Consider the following 25608-nt stretch of genomic DNA (forward strand, 5'->3'; position numbering starts at 1 on the left):
TCCAGCTCGGATCTCAAATCCTCAATGAACGCCAGGTAAAAATGGTTGAACTTCTTCAATCATTTTTTCTCTTGCTGTCATTAATAACCTTTTTCTTCCTCCAGCTCCCCACCTTCCCATTTTACTCGCGCATTGACTAATCTCTTTGCTTTCTGAATTAATTGTTAAATCAAGTTGATTAAGTCTATACATCGCATCAAATCCATTCATCACCATGTGACGAAATGTATTATAAACTTGTATTTCAAATTCCGGTTTTATCCATGCGGCATACCTAATAGCAACAAGTTCTAGCCCCCATACACCATGGGAACATCCACCATTATTTACAACCACCGCAGGACAATTTTGTCCCGCGCTTAATACTTGAACAAAATTTTTAATCTGAGAACTTCTCATAAATTTGCTTGGCTTTTGAGACTCTGTAGCTTCACCTTTTATTACTGCTGCCGCATGCAAATCATTGAGACTAAAACGTCCTTCTTCATCAACTCTAACAGGAATGCCATAAATATTTACTTTTGGATATTTCATGATGCTAACCTTTCAAAAAAGAGACCTCAGCTCACACAGAACGAACAGACACCGAACGCATCATGATTGACTGACGTTCTCTGAGGTCTATTTTGTGAATTGTCTCGGGTTTATTTAAATGCGCGGTGAGGGCGCGGTAATTGTTAAGATTTGAACGTGCCAATTAACGATTCATTGACACTGTGATTTAATGTACTGCTGTAAGTATTCCGTTTGCTTTTCGTTCTCAACTATCATCGCTCTGAGACGGAAATAATCTTGTCGAGCTGCCTCACTGTCACCGATCATGCAAAACTGATCCACTAACGATCATCTAAAACTGATCCACTTGGTATTATTCGCACATTTTTGTACGGATAATTTATGTTAACCAAGGAGATATTTGTGGATATTCATGTTCGCTTTGCACAAGGACAAAGCCTTCGAAAAATTGCCAGTGAGTTGGGTATATCCCGTAACACCGTAAAACATCATTTACAACAACAGACAATGCCAACTTATGCTAAAAGAAGTCAACAACCGACTAAATTATCCCCCTTTAAACCTTATTTGCTTCAGCGAATTGAACTGGCTAAACCTGATTGGATCCCTGCAACAGTCTTATTTGATGAGGTAGTTGAAAACGGCTATCAAGGTGGTATTGCTCAATTACGCCGATTTGTTTGTCAATTTAAACCAAGCATTGTTCCCGAAGTAGTCGTCCGTTTTGAAACACAGCCAGGTCAACAAATGCAAATCGACTTCACCAGCATCCGGCGAGGTAAAAAATCGCTGAAAGCGTTTGTTGCAACGCTAGGCTATTCGCGTGCGAGTTATGTAAAGTTCTTTGATAATGAACGAGCAGAATCGTGGCAGCAAGGTTTAAGAGAAGCTTTCGACTACTTTGGTGGTGTACCACAGGAAGTATTGTGTGATAACGCAAAATCCCTCATCATCGAACGGGATGCTTATGCAGAAGGTGAGCATAAATTACATGTCGAAATGCTTCAAATGTCGAAAGATTACGGGTTTAAATTGAAGGCTTGCAAGCCCTACAGGGCAAAACGAAAGGAAAGTAGAGCGCTTTAACCACTATTTAAAAACAGCTTTATCGTGCCATTAAACACCGACCTTCGTGCTCATAATCTTGAACTGGATATTGAAATAGCTAATGCAAAAGTGGGTCCATGGTTACAACGCGTTGCCCATCAGCGAATTCATGGAACAACGTTAGAGAAGCCAGCAGATAGATTAGCTAAGGAAGTTAAGTCTCTTCTACCCTTACCAGCAAGGGTTTGCCAATCTATCCCACAGACTAATACGCTTAATATCCCTATCGTACCGCCCTTGAATCTGTCAGTTTGCAACACTCAATCAGCGTATACGAAGCATTACTGGGAGGTGAACATGTTATTGCATGAACAAATTGAACACCTGTGTGAGTCATTGAAATTAAATTCTATTCCGACTCATTGGTCATCACTTGCCGAAAATGCATTGCCCAAGACAAAAGCTACGGAGAGTTTTACTGTCCCTGTTAAAATGTGAGCAACAACAACGAGATGAACGAACTCGTAATCTTTTGAGTCGGATGGCAGGATTCCCAGCACATAAAGAACTTAATACGTTCGATTTTAAGTTTGCAACGGGGATCCCCAAACAACACATACAGGAATTAAGCGCATTAACGTTTATTGAACGTAATGAAAATGTCGTGTTGCTTGGCCCAAGCGGTGTAGGCAAAACGCATTTAGCTATTGGGTTAGGATTAAAAGCAGTACAGGCCAAGAAGAAAACCCGCTTTACCACGGCAGCTGAACTGATGTTGCAACTCTCAACTGCCAAACGACAAAATAAGCTCAAACAATATCTATCACGTTCGGTGATGGCCCCGAAGTTGTTGATTATCGATGAGATTGGATACCTGCCGTTTGGGCGAGAAGAAGCAAACCTGTTTTTCAATGTGATTGCCAAGCGTTATGAGCATGGCAGTGTCATATTGACGAGTAACCTATCATTTGGGCAATGGCCAAGTGCTTTTGCTGATGACGCAACATTAACTGCCGCTATGCTTGATCGTTTACTTCATCATTCGCATGTACTGCAATTAAGCGGTGAAAGCTACCGATTGAAAGATAAGCGGCGCTCAGGAGCAATAACTGAGTAAAACAGTGGATCAATTTTGATTGATCGGATTTAGATAAAAAGTGGATCAGTTTTCGGTGATCGTTGACACCTCACCAAGTTGTGGGGTGGCTTCATCATATCGGCTCTTGGGGGTAGTGGTTTTGGATGCACGACACACGGCATTGACGCGCAACCGTTTAGTGCCAGCACGAACAGCATCATGCAGCTTAGCAATTTCAGCTTTGGCATTATTGAGTTTCTCAGTCTGTTGAATGTCGAGTTGGTGCAAAGCATCGATTTTTTGCTGCTGTAATTTCACCGCTTCAATTTGTGCGTGATATTCCTGTTTTAGCGTGTGGTATTGTGTTTTCAGATTTTTGTAGTTTGATAAGACAACGCTGAGATAAATCATCAATCCAACAATGATTATCAAGATGGGTGTGACAGGTCGCCAAAACATATTACGCTCTCAATTTCCCTGCGGTTCATTAATCCCTTCCACTTTCGGCCATCGACATAAACCCATCGCTTCATCTCATCACAAGCGCCCTTTCGATCATTGGCGTTGAGCTTTTTGAGTAACGTTGATTTGGCGAAATTCCCCACACCCACGTTGTAGGCAAATGAGTAAAGAGCTGCCTGTGTTAGCGTATTGATATTGACCTTAACCAGCGGGTCAACGTAACGTTTTACCGCTTTTAAATCGTCATCAAGCCATTTATCGCAGTCTTTTTGCGTGTACGTCCGGTTACGCTCAATATCGTTACCTGTGTGCCCATAACAGACAGAAAGCACACCGCCACCGTCAAAATAGGGCTTAAGCCTCAATCCCTCAAAATGCGTTATCATGCTTGATGCCAGAAACAATGCGCTACCGCCTGTTGCCATCAATATTTTTTTCGGTATCTTCATACTGACGCTCTTTGAGTTTGTACTCCTTTTTGCGGTAGTACACGTTGATTAAAAATGTCCCTATCGTGCAGCCGATACCCATCACCGCTACCCACTGGTCAAGGGTTAAAAAATCAAAAAACGTTGTTATAACGCCACCGATGGAGGTCATGATGCCCCACAGATAGGCCGCAGGTGTTGAGTATTTTTCTGACATGCGCATATACCCTCCCACTGAGGGTTCCATTGCTTTGGATTAAACAGGGAGCCGCCTTACTCGTTTTGATTATTGTTTGTGTGAGTATTGCGGTGGCGTAAAACAAAAAACCCCGCAAAAAGCGAGGTTCTAATATATGTTTAAGCGCTAACTCAATAGCTTTGCGCTACTATAGCATATAATACTGTACGGATGTGCGGACAGTCAAGTATTTTACTGAGGATTTGATCAGTATTTAACGCCGCTGTAAAAATTGCTGTATCTCTGCTTGTTGCCAGCGTGCTAATGTATCGGTCAAAACAAAAGTATGCTCCTGATTACTCTCTTCAAGTAATTGTTTCATCTCAGCTAACACCTTGTCTGCGTCCTCACGTTTGCGTAGTACTCGCCTTACTGCCTGTTTCTCCGCTTCATAGATCGCTTCTTTAACGCCATTGGTGAAGTTATAAATCTTTTCGCATTCTTTTGCGATTATCGGTATCTGATTAACTTCAAAATTTTGTGGTGACTCTACGCCTGTTACATGACGTAAAGCATACCAGATGCCTTGTGTCCATGAACGCTCAAATCGGAAGCCGTTGGCCATCGTCCAAATTAAACGAGAAAGATGTGAGGTGTCATCTGCGGTTAACAATTCTCTTGCTTCTGGATAGTGTTTAGGCGGATTAAATGTTTTTTCTGAATGGAAATAGTAATCTTCTAACTGTTCAAAGACTTCCCATGCTTGATCAGTTTCAAGCATTTTAGCGTGTCTGGCCGATCCGCGTTCCGTCCATAAGATTAACACTCTGGTTTTTGGTGAAATTTGTAAGTAGTTAAAAGCTACTCGCAAATTTTTAAGCTCATCACCCGAAATTTTAAAATAATGTTTTCCTTCAATGAATCGATCTTTATTTTCATTGTGATTTTGTCTTATTCGTACGGGCTGAGTACCGTAAATTTGCGCCAATAGTTCAGTTGTAATTACGGGTATATTCTTATGGGTGATAATAGAAAGGTTACTAACAGTTATTTGAGCAGTCATAATGACCTCCGTATAATTTTAGTACCAATCACCAATTAGTAGATGGTGATCGGGCGTCAACTAGAGCTTATACGACACTCCGGGCATATTCCCCTTTTGGGTTTTGTATTACGCCTCTCCACCCGATCATTATTTGGATGCAATCATGCCGTATTACAGGCATAAAAAAGCCGCATGGCTATCGGGTGCGGAATCCGCGTATAAATTCTAGTGCGGTCAGCATACGATAGTCGATACGGTGTTGTCAATTTGTTGCTTTAAGGAGTGTGTGAACAGTGCCCGCTATGTAGGATTCAGCCCTACCCATGTAAGCAGTGATATAATCCGGTCTTTTCTTCCAGTTTTTAGCTATCATTCGGCATGAAATATGGTGCTGATAATGTAAGCAAATGATATTGTAGCCATCGATGTCATATCTTTTTAATCCTGCCACGGCCTTATCGACAATTTCGCCTTCTTCATCGCTTAGCCAAGGTCTGTCATCGTCGAATTTAACAGGAGCAATGGAAGACATACCTTTGTATTCGGTTCCAATGCGGCTCATGCTCCAGTTTCCCCATGCTTCCAGTAAATCTTTTACGTGCCTACTCATCTCCCCTCCGGCAAAAATAGAAATAGGGGCATGCTTTCAATGCCCTGCGTTGAATAGTTATGGTGGTTTAAAATGTGTGGGCTTTTTCTTCGCCCATTCGAAAGGTGATACCTGCCTGATACCAATCCGGTAAAAAAAACTCAATGCGCCCTATAAATCCATCAAGTCGCATCGTTTTCATTCGCTTAAGCTCACTTTTCATTTGACGGTAGATTTCATCCATTTCACCCACCTTGAGCCTTAAAGGGGTATTTGCCAGCCTCGCTATTTCAGCAATAGTCATCTCGCCATACGTTATTTCTGCATGCGCGGTAAATTCATAGGGGTCTTCGCCTAACTTACGATGACAGCCTAGGCAGTGCGAAAAACTATTTAAGGGGTGATAACGGGTGGCTTTGTGTCGCCTTGATTTGAAGTGTGAGCAGTGCAGTTTAGCGCGTTCATGCTGAAAATATCGTCCGCAATAATCACATATCCAGTTGGTTCTTTCGCGGACTAATTCAGAGAACACGGCATCGTATTTATCCCTTTTAAGTGCCATTTAAGTTTCCTGTTCCTGTTTTAATTTCATATACTCCGAGCTTTCCGGTATTGCCACGAAACAATCGATGCCAATCGCCCAGCATTCCACTTTTTGCATAAAAACATGCATCTCACCCGTATCAAGTTTTGATGTCCTCCTGAGCGTTCTGACGCGCTCTGGCTGCTGTGTGGTCACATCGATACGCTCTACAACTTCATAACCTAAGAATGTATGTTTCAACATTTCCTTCACCTGCTCAGCGGTATAATTAGCGTTGTTAGCACACAGATATTTGCTTATCTCAGATGTCCACAAATGAAAAAGTGAATTTTGCGATAGGCTTCGAGTCTGCTTGAAAGGCTTGATAATAAGTTGATGCGGTTGGTTTGTTGCGAGAACAGCTTTTAAGGTTTGCCAGACGGATTGTTTCGTTGATTCGTGGAAGAGTAATTTGTCTTCCAAATGCGCCTCCTGCCTATTATTTTATTTTTATACAACTGAAATTCTTTATTAACACTTTTGGCAATTTGTCACATTTTCCAGCCTTGCCACTGCCAACAGTCCAGTAGTAATCCAGCTCTCTAAATTGCATTTTGAACATGGACGGCTGGGATAACATTTTCAGGCAATCTTTTTCTGATAGTGCTTTGTCGCTAAAGCGCTGCCAATGCACAGGTTCGCCGCCATCCTTAACAAGGGTTGCTTCAATTTGGTATTTCATTGGAGGGTGTCCTGATTAGAATTTCTTATCTGAATAACGCTTAGGTTCTTTTTGTGGTTGGCTTTTTGCTGCGGCTACATGCTGGTCAATAGGGAAAATACTTAGTCCTTTCTGGTCAACGTAAACCGTGCCTGTTTTACCATGTCGATTTAACCGTAGTATGAGTTCTGTTAGCGTTTTATCTGCTTCCGTGTCATAAACCGATTCTCGATGAATCCCTAACCAATAATCGCAATCCTGCTCAATTTGCCCCGTATCGCGGCTGTCACTGGGCATGGGTCTTTTGTTGGTGCGCTGTTCTAAACTTCGGTTTAATTGTGTTAATAACACGACAACAGTATTAAGTTCTTTTGCTAAAACTTTTAACCCTTTAGTGATATTTCCGTAGGCTAAATCGTTTCTGTCAGCTTTTTCAGTCTGCATCAGTGTTAAATAATCAACGCCAATAAACCCAATATCGCCTATTTTACGTTTTATTTTACGACATTCTGATTGTATGTGATGCAAAGTCATAGCTGGCGTATCATCAATCCAGATATTTGGGCACTGTTTGAGTCTACCCATTGCATTACTCAGCTCATCCCATTCGTGCTCTGCCAGTTTCTCATAAAACCGATTTGAATTAAGATTGGATTGTTGACTTAACATGCGCTCGGCTAATTGGCTATCCGTCATTTCCATGCTAAACAACAGCACCACTTTCCCTTGATTTGACACATTTCTCGCCATTTCAGTAAGTACAGTCGTTTTACCCACCTTGGGGCGTGCCCCAATAACAAACAGCGAACCATTAACGATTTGTTTGGGTTTAAGCAAGTCGTCAAAGTCCCTAAATCCTGTTTTGAGTCCACAATCCTTTTCAGGATTATCCTGACGGTTACAAATCTCTGTAAACGTATTGTCCAATACATCATCAATCCGGCTAAGCCCTGTTTTGTAACCCACTTTGCCAAACTTTGCTGCTTCATCAATCAGACGTTGCGCCATATCAATTTTATCACTAAATTCTAGCGTATTAGGCTGAATAAACAGTTGTTGAATCTCAATGGTTTTTTCAACCGTATAGCGTTCTACTGCACACTCTTTGATACTTTTTGCGTAACTGACGATATTTGCGGCACTCGGGATATTTTTGGCTATCTCAGCAAGATAGGCAAATCCACCGGCCTTTTTAGCCATCCCTGATTTAGACAACGCTTCATCCACCGTGATGATATCGATTGCCTGACGTCTCCGGCTCATCGCGCGCATTTCTGCATAAATCAATCGGTGGTGCGTGGCATAAAAATCATCAGGGCTTAGCAGTGAAAACACCTTTGAAGCATTATCGCTCATTGGGTCTATCAACAAACCACCAATAACACTTTGCTCAGCAGCGATGTTATTAGGTACTTGATTAATACTATATCTCATCGGGTCATTCCTTAAATCTAAAACGCGCTGTATCGCATTCTGAGCAGCGATAAAATTTTAGTGGTGAGAATAATACGTTTTTATCGAGAAAACGGTTTAGAATGAAAAGGGGTGTATTTTAAACGGGTATCTGAATAGCAAATTGAGATTGAATTTTAAACCTGAGGTAAAAATGCTAACTTTTAACTTCGGTCATTCGCTCTGTCCTCCTTGACTGAATGACCACTTGATAACTCATAACGCCCCTTCCCTAGTTTTTGTTACCGTGTCAGGCCTTAGCAGATAATCAAAACTTGCTCGCCAGCCTCGGTCATTTTCTCCGAAATACCACGGGTTTGCTGTTTCAACAAATACTTCAAAATAGTTTCTGGCAGCATCAACCGAAGGGTTTTTGAGTTCTTTCCAGAATTTACCAATAGCCCGTTTTCGTTTGTCGTTCAGTGATTCAGCATTGGGTAATCTGTCACCTACCGTCTCGTTGTAAACTTGTAGGATTTCCTGATAGGGGATTTTGGTTTTTCGATTGTTAGAAATTAATTTCTCATCATTCCCCTCGTGAGGGGTTAGGGGAGTATTTTCTTTTTTCTTTAAAATATTTCTTTTGTGTTTAGCTGACTCAGCTAACCTAACATTAGCTAACTTGGCTAAACTTTTATTAGCTGACTTAGCTAATTTATTATCATTAGCTGAATTGGCTAATTTTTTGCTATTTTGGCTAATATTAAAATTCCACTCAAATATTTTTTTGTTAATTCCTATTCTTCCCTTTTCCAGGATTAAGATATTCATTGAAATCATTTCATTCTTTGCTTTACAAACATGGGTATGATGTATACCTGTTATTTCTGCAATTTGTGTATTCGTAATTCGATCAAGCTTTTTGCCGAAGCCATAAGTTTTTCTGACTATAGTGAGTAAGATTTTTATCTGTCTGACAGTTAAATCAGCACCGGCTATCGCTTCAAGTAGCTCATTCGCTACTCTGGTATACCCATTTTCAATCTCAGCCACGGTATTCTCCCTGACTTCGTTTTTAACTCTGTAATCATCAAGACTGGTGACTGTTGCAGCCATTTTTAACTCCTTGTAACTTTCTGAATTCTGATACAAATCGATGTGCGAAACGCTTATTTTTTGATGCAGCAACCAATAGCCCATCAGGACTATCTGGATGGGCTTTTTCTTCATGGTTTTTATTGATAAATCGGCGATTTTTTGGCATAATGACCTCGCTGAAATTGAAAGAAAAAAGGGAAAACTGCCGTTTCCCTTCTCCTTGAAATACTAAACTTTCTTCATCAAACACAAAGCTCATTACAATTCTCAAAAGCTTCATTGTTTTTTAACCTTGAAGCTTCTTTTTTTGGCAGTCTTAAATGCTCCAGCATATCAATCAGCTTTCGTATTTCCTCGCCTGATATATTTGTAATAACAACCTCTTGAGACTGTGAATCAGGCACACTCACCACATGCCTTGGTAAACCGTATTCTGAGACGACCTGACAGGCTAATTTAAATATTCTGGTTTTATCCCGACTCGCTGTTGATGGGTGTATCCCGAGTGACTTAGCAAACCCGTTATTGCCGCCTTCTGATGCCATCTTCTGGTAGAAGTAAGATTCTAAATGCTCAGGTTTGCAGGTGATTTTGATAGTATTTGAATATTCCATGGTTATAATCCTTAAGTAATAAAATTCCCTTCCTCGATATTCCTATGAGGTGGTGGTGGCTCCAAGAAAGCCTAGAGCGAGTCAAAATGTTAAAGAACGGTGTTACTCAGATAGTATTTTGCTTATCAGCAGGGATACCATCTGTTGGGTTTGGGTAAATATCAGGGCGTAACTCGTGGGGAGTTATTCCTGTTAATTCGTAAATTGCTAAAACACGATCGACAGGCACACGACCTTTATACTTATTTTTCCATTGACTAACTGTCATATTTGAAACACCTAATGCAGCAGCTAAACGAGTAGCAGTGCCTGTTACGTTAATAACTTTCTTTAGGGCAGACATGATTGTTCCTCCTTTAGTCTTTATTTAAATAAAAAACTTAATAAAAGTCAACTTTAAACTTATTCCATTATTTAAACTTTAAGTTTAAAATTAATATATGAACAAAATGATAAATAAAAACACAAACAACCCTTTATCAGAAAGGCTCAATAAACTTATTGAGGTAAAATCAATTACAAAATCAGACATGGCAAAAATTTGCGGAGTCACTCCTCAATCTGTTAATGGTTGGTATATAAGGGGAAGCATAGGAAAAGAATCTGCTATAAAATTAGCGGATCATTTAAATGTTTCTGTGGCTTGGATCTTAGGTGAAGGTGATGCTTCAATTGATGACTTAGACCTCCCGAAACCTGAATTATCAGAAAAAGAAAAATTATTATTAAAACTATTCAATGAATTACCAGAAAGTGAATCTAACGAACTTTTAAAAACTTTGACTGAAAAAAAATATTATTACGACAAACTATTAAAAGAACTTTTACAAAAGAAAAACATAAACAAATCCTTGTAAAGGTAAAATTTTAATAAAATCCTCGTCTTTTCCCTCATAAAAAAGCAAAAACCCTCTATCAATCAATTCTAAATTTATTTTTTAAATAAAATCATATTGTTAATCTAACTGATAAGTTTAAAACTTACCTTTAATTAAATTTAATATTAACTTAAATTTAAGTTTCATATTTAATAATTCCATCAACTCACTGCAACAGGCAAAAGTCAGATAATACTCCGAGTTATCTGAAACTGTGCCAGACGTTGCTAAGTAGCCAGCCTGAGGCGTATGAACATGAAGGTAAGTGACGTCATCAGTAACTAAGTATTATTGCTCTTTAACATCTTAGAACGGATTCAGGCACTCTTGAATCAACCATCATTGAGTGAGTTTTGGTGTGGCTATACCACAGCTAAAACTTACTTTGGAGGTCAATATGACACAAATTACCGTCATTAAACGCAGTAACTACGCACAACGTAGATATGAACGTAGAGCTGCATTTCTCGCTAAAAAACGTCAGGAAGCAGAACAAAAATGCCAAGTCCGTTCTACAGAGCAAATCCTTGATTCCATATTTAACAAGCAAGATGACACCGTTAATACCATTGCATCACTCACTCTCAATCTAAAAGACAAAAAGCCTCAGCCTTCATTTGATAACTGTTGTTTGCCTAAATCAACTTTGTATTTAGTCAAAAATAAATATCGACAACCTATTCTGGAATCAAGAGACTTAACAGCAAGAGTTTGATAATGCATAATACCTAACTTTTACTAAGCGAATTAACTTGGAAAATAAAATAAGGTGATTATTTAATGCATAAACTAGCTATAGCACTTTCATTGATTTACATAACATTCCTTAGTGGTTGTGCAACTATAGTAGGCGAAAAAACGCAAAGAATACAAATTGAAAGTAATCCAACTGATGCTGAATTTACTATTAAAGACGAAAGAGGAGCCATCATTTCTCATGGCAAAACCCCACAAGGAGTAACTTTAGAAAAGTCTGACGGTAGTTATTTTGGAAAAAAAAGCTACGAAATAACCTTAACAAAGGATGGATTCAACCAAGTTACTCTACCACTAAAAAATAGTGCTAATGGATGGTATATTGGAGGTAATATAGTCTTTGGTGGATTAATTGGTTGGTTAGTCGTTGATCCATTTAATGGAGGAATGTATACCATTCATCCCAAAGAAATTAATGCTGTTCTACCAATTAAACCTTGATAAACTTCGTAAAATTTTTTGTGTAAACCCTCACTTGAGGGTTTTATTAACTCCATTTGATAACTGTTGCTTACCTAATACTTATCTCTATTCTGCAAGAAAATACTCAAAAACCCGCAAATCAAATAGCATACAGACAAAATGATTTGATAGTCTTTGCAGCAATTCTGTTCTACACTTAATTCCATAAGTTTCAGATAATAGTATTCCCTCCCGATGGGCTGGGAATTTATAAATCTCCCAATTTCAGGGAGGCCAGGTTGTTAAAGAGCGGTTATTGTTTAAAACAATCCATTAATAAAATTAAAGCGAATTATTTTTCAGAGTTCTTATTGTTTTATTTTGATAAAGGTCAGCCTCAAGCATTAGGTTCTTTTTAGTCAACTTTTCAATTAAAAGGGCATATTTCCAAGGGATAACTTCCCCCCAAAGACTAACTGTAGATTTGGAAATGTTAAGAACTTTTGCTGTAGCAACCGTACCTCCAAAATAATCAATCACATTTTTCTTAAGCATAAAAACGGATTTCCATCCACAGGAGATTTAGCTATGTCAGAAAGTTTACACAACAAAACAAATATGATCAACATTCAAAACTAAAAATGTTTAATAATATAAACATGAAAAAAACAACTATTAATGAACGCATCATCTTACGCATGCGACAATTAAAGCTAAAACACAAAGACATTGTCAAAGCTACTAAAGCCTCTAAAGGAGCAGTGAGTCAATGGGTCAATGGCGGGAATAAACCGTCAGCAGATTATGTGGCTGCTTTAGCCCACGTGCTTAAAGTGAGTGAAAAATGGTTATTAGAAGGTGAGTTAAATGATGAAGTAATACCCTATCATAATAAAATGAAAAAAATACCACTACTATCACTTGAGCAGGCAGTAACATGGAGTGATAGTATTATGAATAATGATCATTGGATAGAAACTTCGTCTAATACCAATAACTCTTGTTTTGCGGTTCAAATTAAAGGGGATTCTATGGTAAGTACAACTGGTTCAGGGATTTCCCTTCCTGAAGGAGCATTCTTAATTATTGATCCGAAATATAAAGTTAGCAGTGGTCTTATAGTGGCTGCCCATTTACCTAGTTCTGATGCCATTATAATAAAAAAATTAATTATAGACGGACCAAATATTTATCTTGTTTCTATAAATCCCAATTACAAACCTATTCAAATTGACACTTTAGATTATATCATTGGTGTTGGAACTCGTATTGAGTTTGATCTTGTTTAATCAATTCTTTTCAATAACTCACTGAATTAAAAAATCAAATCTAAAATTCTTTTAACATAAACTGCCTGCCTAAAGTTTAATTAATAAAACATATATTGACACAATAAGTTTTGTTATCTAAACTACATTCCATCAACTCACTGCAACAGGCAAACGCCAGACAATACTTCGAGTTATCTGAAACTTTGCCAGACGTTGCTAAGTAGCCAGCCTGAGGCGTATGAACATGAAGGCAAGTGACGACAGTTAAGCTCTACCGCTCTTTAACACTCTTTCGCTGAAAAAGCGAACCATAAAACACCCAAACAGTCGGTTTTGGGGTGTGTGAAATAACCAAAATACAGTCATTAAGTAAAAGTCAACACCAGGGTACTACCAATATGACTGTCAATATAATCCGGATACCTCCGGCACACACCACCAAAACCCATTGTAGGAGGTAATATGTGTAACTTTCATGGTTATGATAATGCTCGTCGTCGTAGAAATGAGCGTAGAAAAGCCAGACAGGCAGCTTATGAATATAACAAAGCACTTAATATGGCACTGAAAGCAGCCTTAAATCGAAGCAAACCCTCTCAGCAACAAACACCAACAAACACTAAACGCCCTATCCTTTCACTAAAAAGAAAAGTGATTAATCGTGTAGAAAAAGCAATATCAATTCGTCCTACTAAAGTTTATGATTCTTTTGATAATTGTTGTCTGCCAAAAGTAGCTTTGTATTCAGTCAAACCAAAACTACGCCGCCCTTTTCTGATGTCTAGGGAAGCTACAGCAAAATTTTGAAGCAATTAATTAATAGGTTACTCATTAATTTAATAGTAAATTATGTCCATACTTAAAAAAGGCTAAAAGTATGGAAAGAAAAGGGAACTATTTAATAGAACCAGTTGAAGAAATTGGGAATGGTACTTTTGGGAAAGTTGAATTAATAAAATTATTTAATTTGAATGGAAAATTAGCTGGGCAATATGCTAGAAAAACGTTATCCGTTCAAAAAGAATATGTTGGCTCAATATTTACTCATGATGAATTGAGAAGAAGATTTAAACGAGAAGTTTTTTATCAAGCTAATTGTAAACATTCTAATGTTGTCTATATATGCATGCATCACATGGAAATCAAAAATCCTTGGTTTATCATGGAACTTTCGCAAACAGACCTCAGAAAAGAACTCTCTGAAAATATATTAGATATAAATAAAAAAATGGAAATAACAAAAATGATCTTAAAGGGAGTCAATTATGTTCATCAGAAAGGTTATCTTCACAGAGATCTAAAACCCGCTAATATTCTAAAATTTAACAATGATGTTTATAAAGTATCAGATTTTGGCCTAATAAAAAACTCAAATAACGAATCTGAATCAGAGATATTAACAAAGATTCAGATTGCGTTAGGAACTGTAGAGTATATGTCACCTGAAGCGAAGAAGGGAGAATATAGTATACAGTCAGATATCTACGCACTTGGCGTTATAATGGAAGAAATGGATATTTCAGCGATTGACGGTGTTGATGACATTATACGTAAGAGTACTAATCTAAGATGTAAAGATAGGTACCAATCTGTTTCAGAAATGTTAGCTGCTTTAAACAACGTAATTGAAAGGAGGAATCAATGATCGAGCTGTTAAATTGTGGTCTCTTTTCTTATGGTAAAGACGATTTCAAGGAAAATCAGGATTCTATTTTACCTCCTTTAAAAATAGGGAATGGTTATATCTTTGCGATAGCTGATGGTGTCGGTTCATATAAAGGTGCTAAATTAGCTTCTCAAATAGCTATTAATAACCTATCAAAAATGGTTTTAGATCATGATATAGATATAGATATAGATATAGATATAGATATAGATATAGATTCTATATTCAGCACTATCAAAGATGAGATATTAAAAATATCAGATGAAAATCCTGATTTATATCATTCTGCAACAACCCTAACTTTTTGTTATGTTAACAACGATAATGTCCATATAGGTCATATTGGTGATACAAGAATTTATGTAAAAAATAAAAATAAACTAATCCAATTATCTAAAGACCATACCGTACATCAAAGTCTATTAGATGAAAAAATATATACAAAAAAAGAGTTAAAAAATATTAAAGGAAAAAATAAACTCACAACGGCTATATCAAGAATCGTTGAGCTTCAATACCAGAAGCTATGTTATCCAGTTTCTGAACTTACTGAAAATGATGGGCTTTTGAATTTGTACATCATGTCAGATGGTGCTCATCATTTTTGGGAGAAGCGCCCCAGATTTTCTATTGAAACACTAAACAATCCTATACGCTTCGCTTCCAGCTTACAAAGAAGAATAAATAAAAATACTAGTATTGATGATTATTCTCTAATTGCAGTAACTTTCTTGGTCAAATAGTAGGTCGTTTAATCCCTTATCGAATATTACTTAAAATATCCTCCTTATTTAGAGGCTGTCGCAAAAGAGGTAATATCATGTTTTTAATGATTTCAATATTTTAATTTTAAAGAAAAAATTAAATTATTTTTATTATAAATCCCCCTTTTGCGACAGCCTCTTTATAGGGAGGGTAAAATAAAATTAGTGTATTAATAAATTTGCATTATTTTTAACCCACAATCAATTTCAGGATGTGTGAATGCGGCTATGCGCTCGTGGGACAGTCAGCACACTATAAATTATCTATTTATATAGCTAAATATAGTTTGATTGCGTTAACCCGTCCGTGATGACTGTAATCGGACACCAAGAGGCACTTGGGCACACGTCCTAACTTTTCAGCAAATGTTAACAAGGAGTATACATAATGAGACTGGACAATCCACGCATTGTAACAGCAAAACACCCTAATATGGGTAATCTGGTTGGCGTAACTAATGGCAGTCGTGATTTGAGCGATTCAATATACTTAAGCAGTATTGATATTCGTGATGATGATGACAGAGAAGTACGCACTTTTAAGACAATCATACAGTGCTTAACAAATGAAAATGATCGTCTTAAGAAAGAGAATCACAGACTGATGAAGATATACCGTGAAATTGGCGGGCTGTGCAGGATTTGAACCTGCAACCAAAGAATTAAATCCTCTGCTATACCATTAAGCTAACACCACAATGATAATTATAGCGCAAGAATTAGAAGAATTTGAGTATTGCCGTTGCAGCACTAATAGTCACAACAATTACACCACCAAGTTTTAAAAGTAGTCCATTAGCAATATGTTCAACATCCTTACGGACTAGTGCTATCTCAGAAGATAAATCTTTACGGACGTTAGAAATTTCAACAGATAAGTCCTTACGGACATCAGCAATTTCAACAGATAAGTCCTTACGGACATCAGCAATTTCAGCAGATAAGTCTTTACGAACATCAGCAATTTGAGCTTCGCTTTTTTCAAAACGTAAATCCATGTCTTTGCGGACATCAGCAATATTGCGATTTACTTCTGCAATATCTTGCTTGGTTGCTACATCAGCAACCTCATGTGACTTACGTACAGCAATAGAAATAGCTTTTGCCTGCTCTTTTGGCAAACCTGCATTCTCTAATGTTTCAACAAATTCTTGAGTATCAAATGCAACCTGACCCATAGGGAATCCTCCTTTTGGGTAAGTATAACGGGTTTAGGGTTCCATCTGCAAAATCTTTCATCAATTAACTTTGAGGAATTTCTACATGCAAAATTTAACTACTGAGCAAATAATTGAGAAATTGAAAAATATCTCCCCTGATTGCCCTAAATGGTTACTCGAAACTGAGCGATTTAATAAAAATAAAAAACTCACAAAAACAGAACAAATGGAATTTGCAGAATATATGGTGAAAACACAGAGAAGTATATTTTCTTTCCGTTACCTTATTTCTTGTTATCAACGCTTTGGTTTTAGTTCAAATGGTCACTATTTGTTCACACATAAAAATGCTTCAATCGAATTAGACAGTGAGGTTATTGAAAACCTACTCATCCATCAAATTGAAAATCCAATCATGCAAGAAAAACCAGGTGAAGGCTTTTTACCCGTCTGGTTTTTTTACAATGCTAACGACGCAAAAGAACAACAAGCAGATGAAAAATGGATACAAAACTTTATCGATGAAGTGATTATCGACGGTCTTAAGCTCTTTGTAACTCAACCTACATCATACACAACTCACTAGAGGACAATCACGATGAAAAGTGAATTAATTACTATCGATTCAAATCAATTACCCGTTATTGAGTGGCAAAATGTTCGTGTTGTGACGACTGAAACTCTCGCTTCTGGTTATGGCACTGAAGCCTCAAATATCAGAATGAATTTATCTAATAACAAATCTCGTTTTATTGAAGGCATTCACTATTTCAATGTCACGGGTGAAGCGCTAGCACATTTGCGAGTAAATAATATTTACGCACAAATTTCGAACAAAGCACGGGCTATTACCTTATATACAGAAAAAGGCGCTGCCCGTATGTCAAAAATTGTTGATACCGATGAAGCCTGGTCTTTCTTTGAAAAAATGGAATCTGCTTACTTTAATCAAAAATCATTACCTAGTGACCCAACAACTTTAGGCTTACCTAATTTCCTTGACCCTGCTGAATCCGCAATTGCCTGGGCTGAGCAACACAAAAAAGTTCAACTGTTAGGGGTACAGGTTCAACAACTTGAAACCGAAATCGATAGCCTAAAAAATCTATTCCAGGTTGGTATGACACCCGTCCAATTCTGCAAGCAACTTAATGGCGTGAACATTAACCAAGTCAATTTATTTCTAGAATCGCGTCATTTTCTCTACGATGCAGAAAAGGATATCAGCAAGGCTCATGTCTGGCGTGTTCATTCCTATGCGAGAGACACGTATCTAACCGAATCCCCCTTCATCATGACAAACGATTACGGGCAACGTCAGTGTTACAAAATCGTTTTGCTAAAAAAGGGCGCTTCATGGCTATATAACCAATACCTCAAAAGTAAGCTACCGATGAAGAAAGAGTGGAATGGTGAATTCACCCACGACAAATATAGTCAGGTGGCATAAGGGCTAACTATGAACAAAGACAACATCCTGCTAGCGCTGGCAAGACAGGCAGCAAAGTTAGCGATTAATACCCAACGACAAGATATATGGCTCATCGCTTTATCACTGCAACTAAAAGCTTATGGAAAAAATCATCATGCCACTTAAATCAGAAATGGCGAAAAAACGTCATATTAAAGAAAAAATTATCACCCTGCTACTGAACTCACACTTTTCACAAAATGAAATCGAGTTATTACTCACAGAGATTAAAAACAGAAAAAACAGGCTGCTATTTCAGTTCGAGGAGGTCAAATGAATCCTTACGCCATGCAAGACTACTGGTATGAACAGCAACAAGAAATTGCTTATTGGGAAGACAGACTGGACGACGAAATTAACGAACTTGTCCAGCCTGTCTATGATTGCCTTCCTTCCTCAGTGATGCGAAAACTTAATCATGAGGATTTTGAAGATATCTGGAAGGCGCTGTTTGACCATTTTAAAAGTGAAAATCAACATATTTATCACGCACTGAAACAACAATAGAGATCATCATAAATAATTAGCGAGGTTGATTGTGAAACCTGGAATTTATTACAACATGCCAAGCAACGATTATCACGCAAATGAAGCGATAGGTTCAACGACAGTAAAAGCGATTAGCGTGAGTCCGGCAAATTTATATTTCAATCCATTTAAAGGCAGTAAATCAGCGCATATTGGATCTGCTGTTCATGCTGCCCTACTTGAGCCAGATATTTTTGAAAAGGATTTTATTTTAAGGGGGGATATTAAGACAAGAGCATCAAGAGAATATAAAACATTATTACAACATACTGATGCTGAAAAAATTCTTATTAATGGAGAAGTTGAGACGGTAACACAGATGATTGCATCTGCAAAAATGAATACTGATTTTATTGATTACATAAAAAGTTCTGGCCACTCAGAAGTGTCGATGTTCGCAAGCTGTCCTGAAACTGGTCTTAATTTGAAGTGTCGGTTTGACAGATTATCAAACAATTATACTTATCCTCTTGATGTTAAGAGTTGTTGTGATGCAACAGAGCGCGGATTTAGTCAAGCATTTGGAAAGTATCACTATCACGTTCAGGCGGCTTTTTATTTATATGTATTAAAGCTTGTAACAGGAAGAGAGTTAAATGAATTTTGTTTTTTCGCACTGGAAAATACCCCGCCTTATAAAAATTGCATGTACTACATTGGCAAAGACTCGCTGGAACTTGGTTACAAAACTCTGTTTGAGTCTCTGCGTAAGTTAAAAAAATGTATAGAGAATGAATCGCTCAGAACAGAGGGGATTGTTCTTCCACGCAATGAAATTAACGTGCCTAATTATCTTTTAGATAATGAATATGTTGATGAGGTATACATCTAATGGATCTATTAAGAACGGTTATTCCAAAGTCTGATCAGCTCAATTTCGAAGATGTGCAGACTCAAAGCATTACTGCTGTTATTAAGTCAATCCGCGCAGGAACAAAAGAGCAGCCCGTATTCATTGATCTTGTCGGTTATGACGGCAGACCCTACAAGCCCTCAAAATCTATGCGTCGGGTATTAATTGGTGGTTGGGGCTCAGATGGGCATTCATGGGTTGGAAAGACGCTAACGCTCATGGGTGATCCGAGTGTTAAGTTTGGCGGTGTTACTGTCGGCGGTATCAAAATTTATGCCATGAGTGATATCAACGCCGATTTTTCAATGATGCTTTCAGTATCAAGAGGAAGACGAGCAGAACATAGAGTCAAAAAAATTCAAAATGAAAATCATACTAAACCAGAGGAAGTATTATCAAGATTCACAGAAAAAGCAAGTAGTATGAACTCAAAAGAATTACAAGATGCTTTCGATTGGTCTACCAACGCATTGGCTAATTACCCCTCTTATCATCAAGAATTAGCTCAGGTTTATGACGCAAGAAAAAAAGCATTAATGGCATCCGTATAATCTAGCTAAAGATATTCATCCCAATTGCAAAAGGAAAACAAATTATGAACCACAACATTATCTTTACCTACAGCGAAGAGTCAGCCTTATTAACCTATCAGGGCGGTTTCATTAATGAATCAGGCGCATATGTAATCACGATTACTGAGGCAAAATTAACCAAAAGTGATAAAGGCTCAGAGTTTATTGAATTCTCTGGTGAATCGGAGGATGGCAGAAAAGTTAACTATCTGAGTATTTGTTGTAAGAAAAATGACGGCACGGTTAACCCTTTCGGTCAAAATATGGTCAATGCCATTATGGGATGTATCGGTATTCGTCAAGTTACCTCTGTACAACACAATAATAATCTGATTGCCCCTGAATTTCATGACAAGAAAGTAGGACTTGTTTTACAGAAAGTCCTGAGAACCAAGAAAAATGGCGATGAAAGTTACAGCTTTGATATCCGTATGCCATTTGCGGCTAACACTGGGCAAACGCTTTTAGAGAAAGTTGAAAACAAACCCGCTCAAGCAATTAAAAACCTATTGCGCAGCCTGAAAGATAAAGACGAACGTAAACCAACAAACACTTTCGCTAATACTCCGCAGCCAGATACTGACTTCAGCGCCTTTTAATAACAGGAAACCACCATGTGGATTTTAATCTTAGCCATGTACGCCAGCCCTTATGCATCAAGTAACTTTGCAAGTGTTCATACTCAGGAATTTGACACTGAGAACATGTGTCAATTTGCCGCTAAACAGTTTGAGCGTGAGTTTGAAACGTTCAAGGATATCAACGCCAAAGCGATTTGCGTTAAGAAATAAGCCAATTTTAAAAGGTTCAACCATGAAACTTAACATCATCAAATTACTCATCACGACATTACTTTTTATCAGTACAGCGTTTGCCTTTGAAATGCTGGTTGGACATCTCGCGCACGCTGATACCGTCATCGACCCACAAATCAGGTTCAAGCGTGGTGAATTAGGCAATATTCACTTAGGTGGGCAAGAGCTACTGGTTATTGGCATCATGATAGTGCCAGCACTCTTTGTCTATTTTGGGGTATTCCTCGACAGATTGAAGAAATAGTTACAGAACAAGAAGTCATTACCCACCCTAATCTATTCCACTTAATTAATACTCATTCATCAATTTTAATATTGAAGGATAACTATATGCGAAATTTAACAAATGAACATTACCCTATCATTGCTGGCGTAGAAATCACGACAGACTCAGATGGTCGTTTCAACCTGAATGCGTTACATAAAGCCAGTGGCGGCAAAGATGCTAAACGCCCTAAAACATGGCTTGAGACAAAACAAGCCAAAGAGTTAATTGAAGAGCTAAGGCAGAATTCCGCCTTAGGTCAAGAAGTAATCAAAGTTCAAAAAGGCGGCATAAATCCAGGCACTTTTGCTCATGAGCTGTTAGCCATTGAGTATGCTGGCTGGATTTCGCCAAGATTCAGATTGATGGTTAATCAAACCTTCCTGGATTACAAAACAGGAAAATTAGCTCCTGTCACCCCAACAACAGACTGGTTAGATAATCCTGCACAATTACGAAAAGTGCTGATTAGCTATACCGAGCAAGTGGAAAAAATAAGCAGTGAGCGTGATGAAGCTATTAGAACAAAATCACAAATCAGCCGCACTCGTGAAGCTTCTGCAATGGGTAAACTCAGCGTTGCTACCCGTAAAAATCGGGAACTGACAGAACGATTGGGAGAAAGTGTTAAACATGCCACCATCACAGCAGTAAAGAATGCCACAGGGAAAGAATACAAATTTGCCCCACTTCGCAGATGGTGCCGTGAGAACCAGATGGAGGCAACCGAAGTACCCGATATTCGTTATGGTCAGGTTAAGTCATGGCCTGCTGAATCATGGCTACAGGTATACGGTATCAATCTGAAATCGTTATTTGCTAATAGCCAACGTATTCACTAGAGATTGACCACTATTTGGTATTTCTGAATCACTCAAAAAAAGACCAGCGCAAGGCTGGCAATATTAGGGAAATATTAGGGAAATGTTGTGGTTACGAACACACAACGGCATTAATATATCATAATTAACTGAAGTTGATCAAATTTTGATCAGAATGGTAATCATTTGATTGGTAATGGGAGTAACTGTATGAATAACATCCATGAATACCGAACAACGTTACACCATGTCAAAGTAGGGATGCAGGTTATTTATCATGGTGAAAGGATGAAAATAATTAGATTGAAGGAGAAAAAATTAACAAACAAAGGATTGATATATCAATTTGATACCGATGGAGAAAACGGAACATTAACCGGAAATGGCGGTAATAAAATCACTGTGTTAGAAAAAATAGACGACTTGCATAAAAGTAAAAGCGGGTATGTTTAGGAGATGACGTGAAGTATGACCTGATACTCGCAGACCCACCCTGGCAATACCAAAACAAAGCATCAAACGGCGCAGCACACAATCACTACAACACCACTGACTTTTACTCCCTTACTCGACTACCTATAGAAACCATCGTTAATGATAACTCCGTACTCTGCATGTGGTATACGGGTAACTTTGCGCTGGAAGCTATCCGGTTGGCGGAAGCATGGGGATTTAAAGTCAAAACCATGAAGGGATTTACCTGGGTCAAGCTCAATAAGTTAGCCAAAGAGCGGATCTCCAAAGCTATCAAAAAAGCTGAGCTATCTGATGCTGATGACTTTCTGACATTACTCAATGCTGAAACACGCATGAATGGCGGTAACTACACCCGCAGTAATTCAGAAGATTGCTTAATTGCCATCAAGGGAAAAGGACTAGAACGCAAGGACGCTTCCATCAAACAAGTTATCTACGCCTGTCTCGGTGAACATAGCCAAAAACCAAAAGAAGTCCATTACCGATTAGAGAAACTTTACGGTGAGGTGAAACGTATCGAACTTTTTGCTCGTGACAAAGTGCAGGGCTGGGATCTATGGGGCAATGAAGCGCCTGAGAATAGTGTGAGTTTGTATAATACAAGGAGATTAAAAAATGCTCATTAATAATAACAAATTAATGAAAGCTAGTTTATGGGGTTCTCGTGAATTTGAAGAAGGCTCAATACCTGATAATAGAACAATTAAACGATGGATTGAAGTAGGAAAACTCAAGGGTAAGATCGTTGATGGTTCTATATGGGTTGTTTCATCTGAACGGTGGGGAACTGATTCTATTATCTCATCACATGTCAATGAATTAATACGAGATTCATAAAATGGCAGCTCGTCCAAGAAAGAGGGAGTATCGTAATCTCCCTGATTTTCTTTTCTTCGATAAATCAAAAAATATTTACAGATTAGTTTTAATAAATGGAAAAAAGAAAAATATCGGAAATGACAAAGCATTAGCTATTGCCATTGCTAGAGAATATAACAATATAATGCGGCCATTATTAAATATATCTATAAATTCTTTAATTCAAGAGTCAGGCGGTAAATTTGGCGAAGGACTACCATTTTCTGAACATGTTGAACATTTATTTAAGAGAATAGTAAAAGATGAAACCCCATCAATAACAACATTAGCTGATTGGAAGAATGATATAGAAAGAGTAAAAGAATTTTTTATTAATATTCTTTGCACAGAAATATCGCTTGAACATGTTAATGAATATATCAACAAATATCATGGGAACGCATCCGCTAACGTACAAAATAGAAAAGTTTCTTTTTTAAAAAAATTATTTAGCTACGCTATTGATGAATCTTTAATGCTAGATAATCCAGCAGAGCGAAAAAAACGCAGACGTACAGATAAAAAAGTTAGACACCGTTTATCTTTCGATGATTTCAAAAAAATTAGAAATGCCGCTGAACCATGGTTAAGAACTGCTATGGATCTTGCGTTACAAACCACTCAAGCAAGGTTAGAAGTCTCTCGTATAAGATACAATATCAAATCGCCACAAGAAGGTATTTGTGGATGTATATGGTATAAAGAACCTCAAAATAATATTTATGGAATGCTTTATATACATCGTCAAAAAGTTCAAGATAAAGAAGCATCACATATAGCTATACCTATTGGCGCTAAGCTAAAAGAAATAATTGATAATAGTCGTGATTCTATCGCAAGTCCGTATGTTGTCCATAGGCTTCCAATAAAAAGACCAAGCAAAATAAGTAGTGAGATTCATCACCCTACTCAAATCGCGCCTGATTACTTGAGCAGAGCATTTTCTAACTTGAGAGATCAACTAGGGGTAACAGCAAATTTAACATTAGCTGAAAGACCAACATTTCACGAAATTCGCGCATTAGCGGCACACTTGTTTAAAATTAATGGATTAGACCCTCAAGCAAGAATGGCACATAGTGACGCAAAGTCAACCAAAATATATACTCAGAACCATGTAGATTGGGTAGAAGTACCTCACGGAGAGATATCATTATGACGGGGAAAAACTCAATTTAAGTTATTGATGTATATAATGCATATATTGTAATTTATGCACTGTTTGTTTATACAGTCAAACTGCTATTTATATATTAAATATCAATGAGTTACATGATAATTAGTTGCCGTCATGGGGTGTCGGGGGTCGGAGGTTCAAATCCTCTCATGCCGACCAGCTTTTACCAAGAAAACCAATCAGTTATGATTGGTTTTTTTGTGTCTGAAATTTATGGGTGGTAAAACTGGGGTAAAATTGTGGTAAAATGACCGATAATTATTTGTGGTTTCCTGCTCTTTCATTAGCCGATCGCATCAAAGACTTCATATAAATCAATTTTCAAAATTTATAATCAAGTAAAATCAGTCAGTAGACTTGTTTCTGCCTGCTCCTATTTTTAATTAGCATGATGCAAAAATAGTTATCTACTCGATTTAATGATTTTTTCTCACTAGGAACTACTTATGGTTAACTTGTACTATTTTACATCAGCGGTACATGCAATAAGTAATATAGAAAATGACAGAATAAAAATATCTCGCTTTTCAGACCTAAATGACCCATTCGAATTACTAGGTGTCAATCGTGGAGATTTACATACTAGAAAAAAGCTGCAACGTCAGAAGAAAGAAATTAACAAAAAAGAAGGACTAATTTGCTTAAGTAAGAGTTGGCGCAACCCACTAATGTGGGGACACTATGCCGACAGACATAAAGGAATAGTTCTTGGTTTTGAAGTCAAAGATAGATTATGGGATATTAAGTATGAAAGCAAATTGATAGATGCTCCTATAGACTTGACTTACAATTTTGCGAAGAAAAAATTCATAAAAAAGCTTATGACAACTAAATTCAAAGATTGGGAGTACGAAAATGAGGTCAGAGTTTTTCAAAAACTATCTGGAACTGAATGTATAAAAGAGGGAGAAAATTATTTTAGGAACTTTAACGAAGACTTTATACTGAAAGAAGTAATTTTTGGCTCAATGTGCTCGTTATCTGACATGAAAGAAACGCTTAAACTTATTAAAAAACCAAGGTTTTCTTCAGTCGAAATCACAAAAGCTCGTATCGCATTTCAGGACTATAAAGTGGTGGTTAATAAAATTAAAACTAAAGAAATTAATCTGTTAAGGGAACAACTATTGAAAGAATCTACTGCAGTATAATTAAAACCTGTCATTTAATAATCATCATTGAC

Annotated in this window: 40 protein-coding genes and 2 pseudogenes; 25 read left to right on the forward strand and 17 right to left on the reverse strand. The window is 37.6% G+C overall.

Annotated features, from left to right (window positions below; translation table 11 throughout):
• Positions 1-21 precede the first annotated feature (21 nt).
• On the reverse strand, positions 22-534 hold the full coding sequence (locus tag ArsFIN_RS11900) for a KilA-N domain-containing protein (protein WP_135677741.1): 513 nt from the start codon (positions 532-534) through the stop codon (positions 22-24).
• Positions 535-705: 171 nt separating this feature from the next.
• Complete coding sequence (locus ArsFIN_RS11905) at positions 706-822, reverse strand: lysis system i-spanin subunit Rz (RefSeq protein ID WP_135677742.1); 117 nt, start codon at positions 820-822, stop codon at positions 706-708.
• A gap of 75 nt (positions 823-897) precedes the next feature.
• On the opposite strand from ArsFIN_RS11905, the pseudogene istA reads away from it, so the two are divergent.
• Positions 898-1934: pseudogene (gene istA / locus ArsFIN_RS11910) on the forward strand (IS21 family transposase).
• A pseudogene (gene istB, locus ArsFIN_RS11915) lies at positions 1921-2680 on the forward strand (IS21-like element helper ATPase IstB). Before istA ends, istB begins: the two co-directional pseudogenes overlap by 14 nt.
• A 45-nt stretch (positions 2681-2725) precedes the next feature.
• Here istB and ArsFIN_RS11920 read toward each other — a convergent pair.
• From ArsFIN_RS11920 to ArsFIN_RS11980, 13 genes are all read right to left on the reverse strand, one after another.
• Positions 2726-3100, reverse strand: a complete 375-nt coding sequence (locus ArsFIN_RS11920) for a lysis system i-spanin subunit Rz (protein ID WP_135677743.1) — start codon at positions 3098-3100, stop codon at positions 2726-2728.
• Entirely contained in the window at positions 3070-3552 is a 483-nt protein-coding gene (locus ArsFIN_RS11925; RefSeq protein WP_135677744.1) for a lysozyme, read from the reverse strand. The genes ArsFIN_RS11920 and ArsFIN_RS11925 overlap by 31 nt, the downstream gene beginning before the upstream one ends.
• Positions 3512-3754 (reverse strand): phage holin family protein, encoded by a 243-nt coding sequence (locus tag ArsFIN_RS11930; RefSeq protein ID WP_135677745.1) that lies wholly within the window; start codon positions 3752-3754, stop codon positions 3512-3514. Before ArsFIN_RS11930 ends, ArsFIN_RS11925 begins: the two co-directional genes overlap by 41 nt.
• A gap of 229 nt (positions 3755-3983) precedes the next feature.
• Positions 3984-4772 carry an ORF6N domain-containing protein gene (locus ArsFIN_RS28835; protein WP_135677746.1) on the reverse strand — a complete coding sequence of 263 codons (789 nt, stop codon included), beginning with the start codon at positions 4770-4772 and terminating at the stop codon, positions 3984-3986.
• A gap of 244 nt (positions 4773-5016) precedes the next feature.
• Positions 5017-5316 (reverse strand): antiterminator Q family protein, encoded by a 300-nt coding sequence (locus tag ArsFIN_RS11940; protein WP_246067205.1) that lies wholly within the window; start codon positions 5314-5316, stop codon positions 5017-5019.
• A gap of 115 nt (positions 5317-5431) precedes the next feature.
• Positions 5432-5905 carry a hypothetical protein gene (locus ArsFIN_RS11945; RefSeq protein WP_135677747.1) on the reverse strand — a complete coding sequence of 158 codons (474 nt, stop codon included), beginning with the start codon at positions 5903-5905 and terminating at the stop codon, positions 5432-5434.
• On the reverse strand, positions 5906-6349 hold the full coding sequence (locus tag ArsFIN_RS11950; RefSeq protein WP_135677748.1) for a recombination protein NinB: 444 nt from the start codon (positions 6347-6349) through the stop codon (positions 5906-5908).
• 16 nt (positions 6350-6365) lie between these two features.
• Entirely contained in the window at positions 6366-6608 is a 243-nt protein-coding gene (locus tag ArsFIN_RS11955; RefSeq protein WP_135677505.1) for a DUF1187 family protein, read from the reverse strand.
• A gap of 15 nt (positions 6609-6623) precedes the next feature.
• A complete protein-coding gene (locus tag ArsFIN_RS11960) occupies positions 6624-8021 on the reverse strand; it encodes a replicative DNA helicase (RefSeq protein WP_246067206.1) in 1398 nt (465 codons plus the stop codon).
• Positions 8022-8255: 234 nt separating this feature from the next.
• Positions 8256-9095, reverse strand: coding sequence for a replication protein (locus ArsFIN_RS11965; RefSeq protein WP_135677749.1), 840 nt, complete (start codon positions 9093-9095; stop codon positions 8256-8258).
• The gene (locus tag ArsFIN_RS11970; protein WP_167876643.1) at positions 9070-9327 is read right to left on the reverse strand and encodes a hypothetical protein; all 258 of its coding nucleotides are present in this window, start codon (positions 9325-9327) and stop codon (positions 9070-9072) included. The genes ArsFIN_RS11965 and ArsFIN_RS11970 overlap by 26 nt, the downstream gene beginning before the upstream one ends.
• Complete coding sequence (locus ArsFIN_RS11975) at positions 9320-9691, reverse strand: hypothetical protein (protein WP_135677751.1); 372 nt, start codon at positions 9689-9691, stop codon at positions 9320-9322. The genes ArsFIN_RS11970 and ArsFIN_RS11975 overlap by 8 nt, the downstream gene beginning before the upstream one ends.
• Positions 9692-9797: 106 nt before the next feature.
• Positions 9798-10034 carry a transcriptional regulator gene (locus ArsFIN_RS11980; RefSeq protein ID WP_026824218.1) on the reverse strand — a complete coding sequence of 79 codons (237 nt, stop codon included), beginning with the start codon at positions 10032-10034 and terminating at the stop codon, positions 9798-9800.
• 106 nt (positions 10035-10140) lie between these two features.
• On the opposite strand from ArsFIN_RS11980, the gene ArsFIN_RS11985 reads away from it, so the two are divergent.
• The 3 genes from ArsFIN_RS11985 (at position 10141) to ArsFIN_RS11995 (ending at position 11766) form a co-directional block, all read left to right on the forward strand.
• On the forward strand, positions 10141-10548 hold the full coding sequence (locus ArsFIN_RS11985; RefSeq protein WP_051297211.1) for a helix-turn-helix domain-containing protein: 408 nt from the start codon (positions 10141-10143) through the stop codon (positions 10546-10548).
• 418 nt (positions 10549-10966) lie between these two features.
• The gene (locus ArsFIN_RS11990; protein ID WP_026824151.1) at positions 10967-11284 is read left to right on the forward strand and encodes a hypothetical protein; all 318 of its coding nucleotides are present in this window, start codon (positions 10967-10969) and stop codon (positions 11282-11284) included.
• A gap of 65 nt (positions 11285-11349) precedes the next feature.
• Positions 11350-11766, forward strand: coding sequence for a hypothetical protein (locus ArsFIN_RS11995; RefSeq protein ID WP_026824152.1), 417 nt, complete (start codon positions 11350-11352; stop codon positions 11764-11766).
• A gap of 303 nt (positions 11767-12069) precedes the next feature.
• On the opposite strand, the gene ArsFIN_RS12000 is transcribed toward ArsFIN_RS11995, so the two are convergent.
• Positions 12070-12282 carry a Cro/CI family transcriptional regulator gene (locus tag ArsFIN_RS12000; RefSeq protein ID WP_026824109.1) on the reverse strand — a complete coding sequence of 71 codons (213 nt, stop codon included), beginning with the start codon at positions 12280-12282 and terminating at the stop codon, positions 12070-12072.
• A gap of 104 nt (positions 12283-12386) precedes the next feature.
• Between ArsFIN_RS12000 and ArsFIN_RS12005 the strand changes: the two genes are divergently transcribed.
• The 5 genes from ArsFIN_RS12005 to ArsFIN_RS12025 all read left to right on the forward strand — a co-directional run bounded on the left by ArsFIN_RS12005 (position 12387) and on the right by ArsFIN_RS12025 (position 16074).
• A complete protein-coding gene (locus tag ArsFIN_RS12005) occupies positions 12387-13016 on the forward strand; it encodes a LexA family protein (protein WP_026824110.1) in 630 nt (209 codons plus the stop codon).
• A gap of 444 nt (positions 13017-13460) precedes the next feature.
• Positions 13461-13805, forward strand: a complete 345-nt coding sequence (locus tag ArsFIN_RS12010) for a transcriptional antitermination N peptide (protein WP_135677752.1) — start codon at positions 13461-13463, stop codon at positions 13803-13805.
• 70 nt (positions 13806-13875) lie between these two features.
• A complete protein-coding gene (locus ArsFIN_RS12015; protein WP_135677753.1) occupies positions 13876-14643 on the forward strand; it encodes a serine/threonine-protein kinase in 768 nt (255 codons plus the stop codon).
• The gene (locus ArsFIN_RS12020) at positions 14640-15407 is read left to right on the forward strand and encodes a PP2C family protein-serine/threonine phosphatase (RefSeq protein WP_135677754.1); all 768 of its coding nucleotides are present in this window, start codon (positions 14640-14642) and stop codon (positions 15405-15407) included. The genes ArsFIN_RS12015 and ArsFIN_RS12020 overlap by 4 nt, the downstream gene beginning before the upstream one ends.
• A 409-nt stretch (positions 15408-15816) precedes the next feature.
• A complete protein-coding gene (locus ArsFIN_RS12025; RefSeq protein ID WP_135677439.1) occupies positions 15817-16074 on the forward strand; it encodes a hypothetical protein in 258 nt (85 codons plus the stop codon).
• Between the two features lie 73 nt (positions 16075-16147).
• On the opposite strand, the gene ArsFIN_RS12030 is transcribed toward ArsFIN_RS12025, so the two are convergent.
• Entirely contained in the window at positions 16148-16606 is a 459-nt protein-coding gene (locus ArsFIN_RS12030) for a coiled-coil domain-containing protein (protein WP_135677755.1), read from the reverse strand.
• 85 nt (positions 16607-16691) lie between these two features.
• Between ArsFIN_RS12030 and ArsFIN_RS12035 the strand changes: the two genes are divergently transcribed.
• From ArsFIN_RS12035 to ArsFIN_RS12100, 15 genes are all read left to right on the forward strand, one after another.
• Positions 16692-17174 carry a hypothetical protein gene (locus ArsFIN_RS12035; protein WP_026823922.1) on the forward strand — a complete coding sequence of 161 codons (483 nt, stop codon included), beginning with the start codon at positions 16692-16694 and terminating at the stop codon, positions 17172-17174.
• A gap of 12 nt (positions 17175-17186) precedes the next feature.
• Entirely contained in the window at positions 17187-18038 is an 852-nt protein-coding gene (locus ArsFIN_RS12040) for an ORF6N domain-containing protein (RefSeq protein WP_135677756.1), read from the forward strand.
• A 9-nt stretch (positions 18039-18047) separates the two neighbouring features.
• Positions 18048-18185: a hypothetical protein gene (locus ArsFIN_RS26385; RefSeq protein WP_155847019.1), complete on the forward strand. Its 138-nt coding sequence runs from the start codon at positions 18048-18050 to the stop codon at positions 18183-18185.
• 147 nt (positions 18186-18332) lie between these two features.
• Positions 18333-18566: a hypothetical protein gene (locus ArsFIN_RS12045; RefSeq protein ID WP_026823920.1), complete on the forward strand. Its 234-nt coding sequence runs from the start codon at positions 18333-18335 to the stop codon at positions 18564-18566.
• A 55-nt stretch (positions 18567-18621) separates the two neighbouring features.
• Entirely contained in the window at positions 18622-19419 is a 798-nt protein-coding gene (locus ArsFIN_RS12050) for a PD-(D/E)XK nuclease-like domain-containing protein (protein WP_081700712.1), read from the forward strand.
• Positions 19419-19991, forward strand: a complete 573-nt coding sequence (locus ArsFIN_RS26390; protein ID WP_026823918.1) for a hypothetical protein — start codon at positions 19419-19421, stop codon at positions 19989-19991. The genes ArsFIN_RS12050 and ArsFIN_RS26390 overlap by 1 nt, the downstream gene beginning before the upstream one ends.
• Positions 19992-20035: 44 nt before the next feature.
• Positions 20036-20611 (forward strand): DUF669 domain-containing protein, encoded by a 576-nt coding sequence (locus tag ArsFIN_RS12060; protein ID WP_135677757.1) that lies wholly within the window; start codon positions 20036-20038, stop codon positions 20609-20611.
• Positions 20612-20626: 15 nt separating this feature from the next.
• Positions 20627-20803 carry a hypothetical protein gene (locus ArsFIN_RS26395; RefSeq protein ID WP_167876650.1) on the forward strand — a complete coding sequence of 59 codons (177 nt, stop codon included), beginning with the start codon at positions 20627-20629 and terminating at the stop codon, positions 20801-20803.
• 22 nt (positions 20804-20825) lie between these two features.
• On the forward strand, positions 20826-21071 hold the full coding sequence (locus tag ArsFIN_RS12065) for a hypothetical protein (protein WP_026823917.1): 246 nt from the start codon (positions 20826-20828) through the stop codon (positions 21069-21071).
• 86 nt (positions 21072-21157) lie between these two features.
• Positions 21158-21934: a KilA-N domain-containing protein gene (locus tag ArsFIN_RS27515; protein ID WP_246067207.1), complete on the forward strand. Its 777-nt coding sequence runs from the start codon at positions 21158-21160 to the stop codon at positions 21932-21934.
• Between the two features lie 189 nt (positions 21935-22123).
• A complete protein-coding gene (locus ArsFIN_RS12080) occupies positions 22124-22366 on the forward strand; it encodes a hypothetical protein (protein WP_135677445.1) in 243 nt (80 codons plus the stop codon).
• A gap of 8 nt (positions 22367-22374) precedes the next feature.
• Positions 22375-23016: an MT-A70 family methyltransferase gene (locus tag ArsFIN_RS12085; RefSeq protein ID WP_135677758.1), complete on the forward strand. Its 642-nt coding sequence runs from the start codon at positions 22375-22377 to the stop codon at positions 23014-23016.
• On the forward strand, positions 23006-23227 hold the full coding sequence (locus ArsFIN_RS12090) for a hypothetical protein (protein ID WP_026822017.1): 222 nt from the start codon (positions 23006-23008) through the stop codon (positions 23225-23227). Before ArsFIN_RS12085 ends, ArsFIN_RS12090 begins: the two co-directional genes overlap by 11 nt.
• Position 23228: 1 nt before the next feature.
• Positions 23229-24407 (forward strand): tyrosine-type recombinase/integrase, encoded by a 1179-nt coding sequence (locus ArsFIN_RS12095; RefSeq protein WP_026822018.1) that lies wholly within the window; start codon positions 23229-23231, stop codon positions 24405-24407.
• Between the two features lie 464 nt (positions 24408-24871).
• On the forward strand, positions 24872-25576 hold the full coding sequence (locus ArsFIN_RS12100) for a DUF2971 domain-containing protein (RefSeq protein WP_051296937.1): 705 nt from the start codon (positions 24872-24874) through the stop codon (positions 25574-25576).
• Positions 25577-25608: the final 32 nt, after the last annotated feature.

Source organism: Arsenophonus nasoniae, assembly GCF_004768525.1.
In the GTDB taxonomy this organism is placed as follows: domain Bacteria; phylum Pseudomonadota; class Gammaproteobacteria; order Enterobacterales; family Enterobacteriaceae; genus Arsenophonus; species Arsenophonus nasoniae.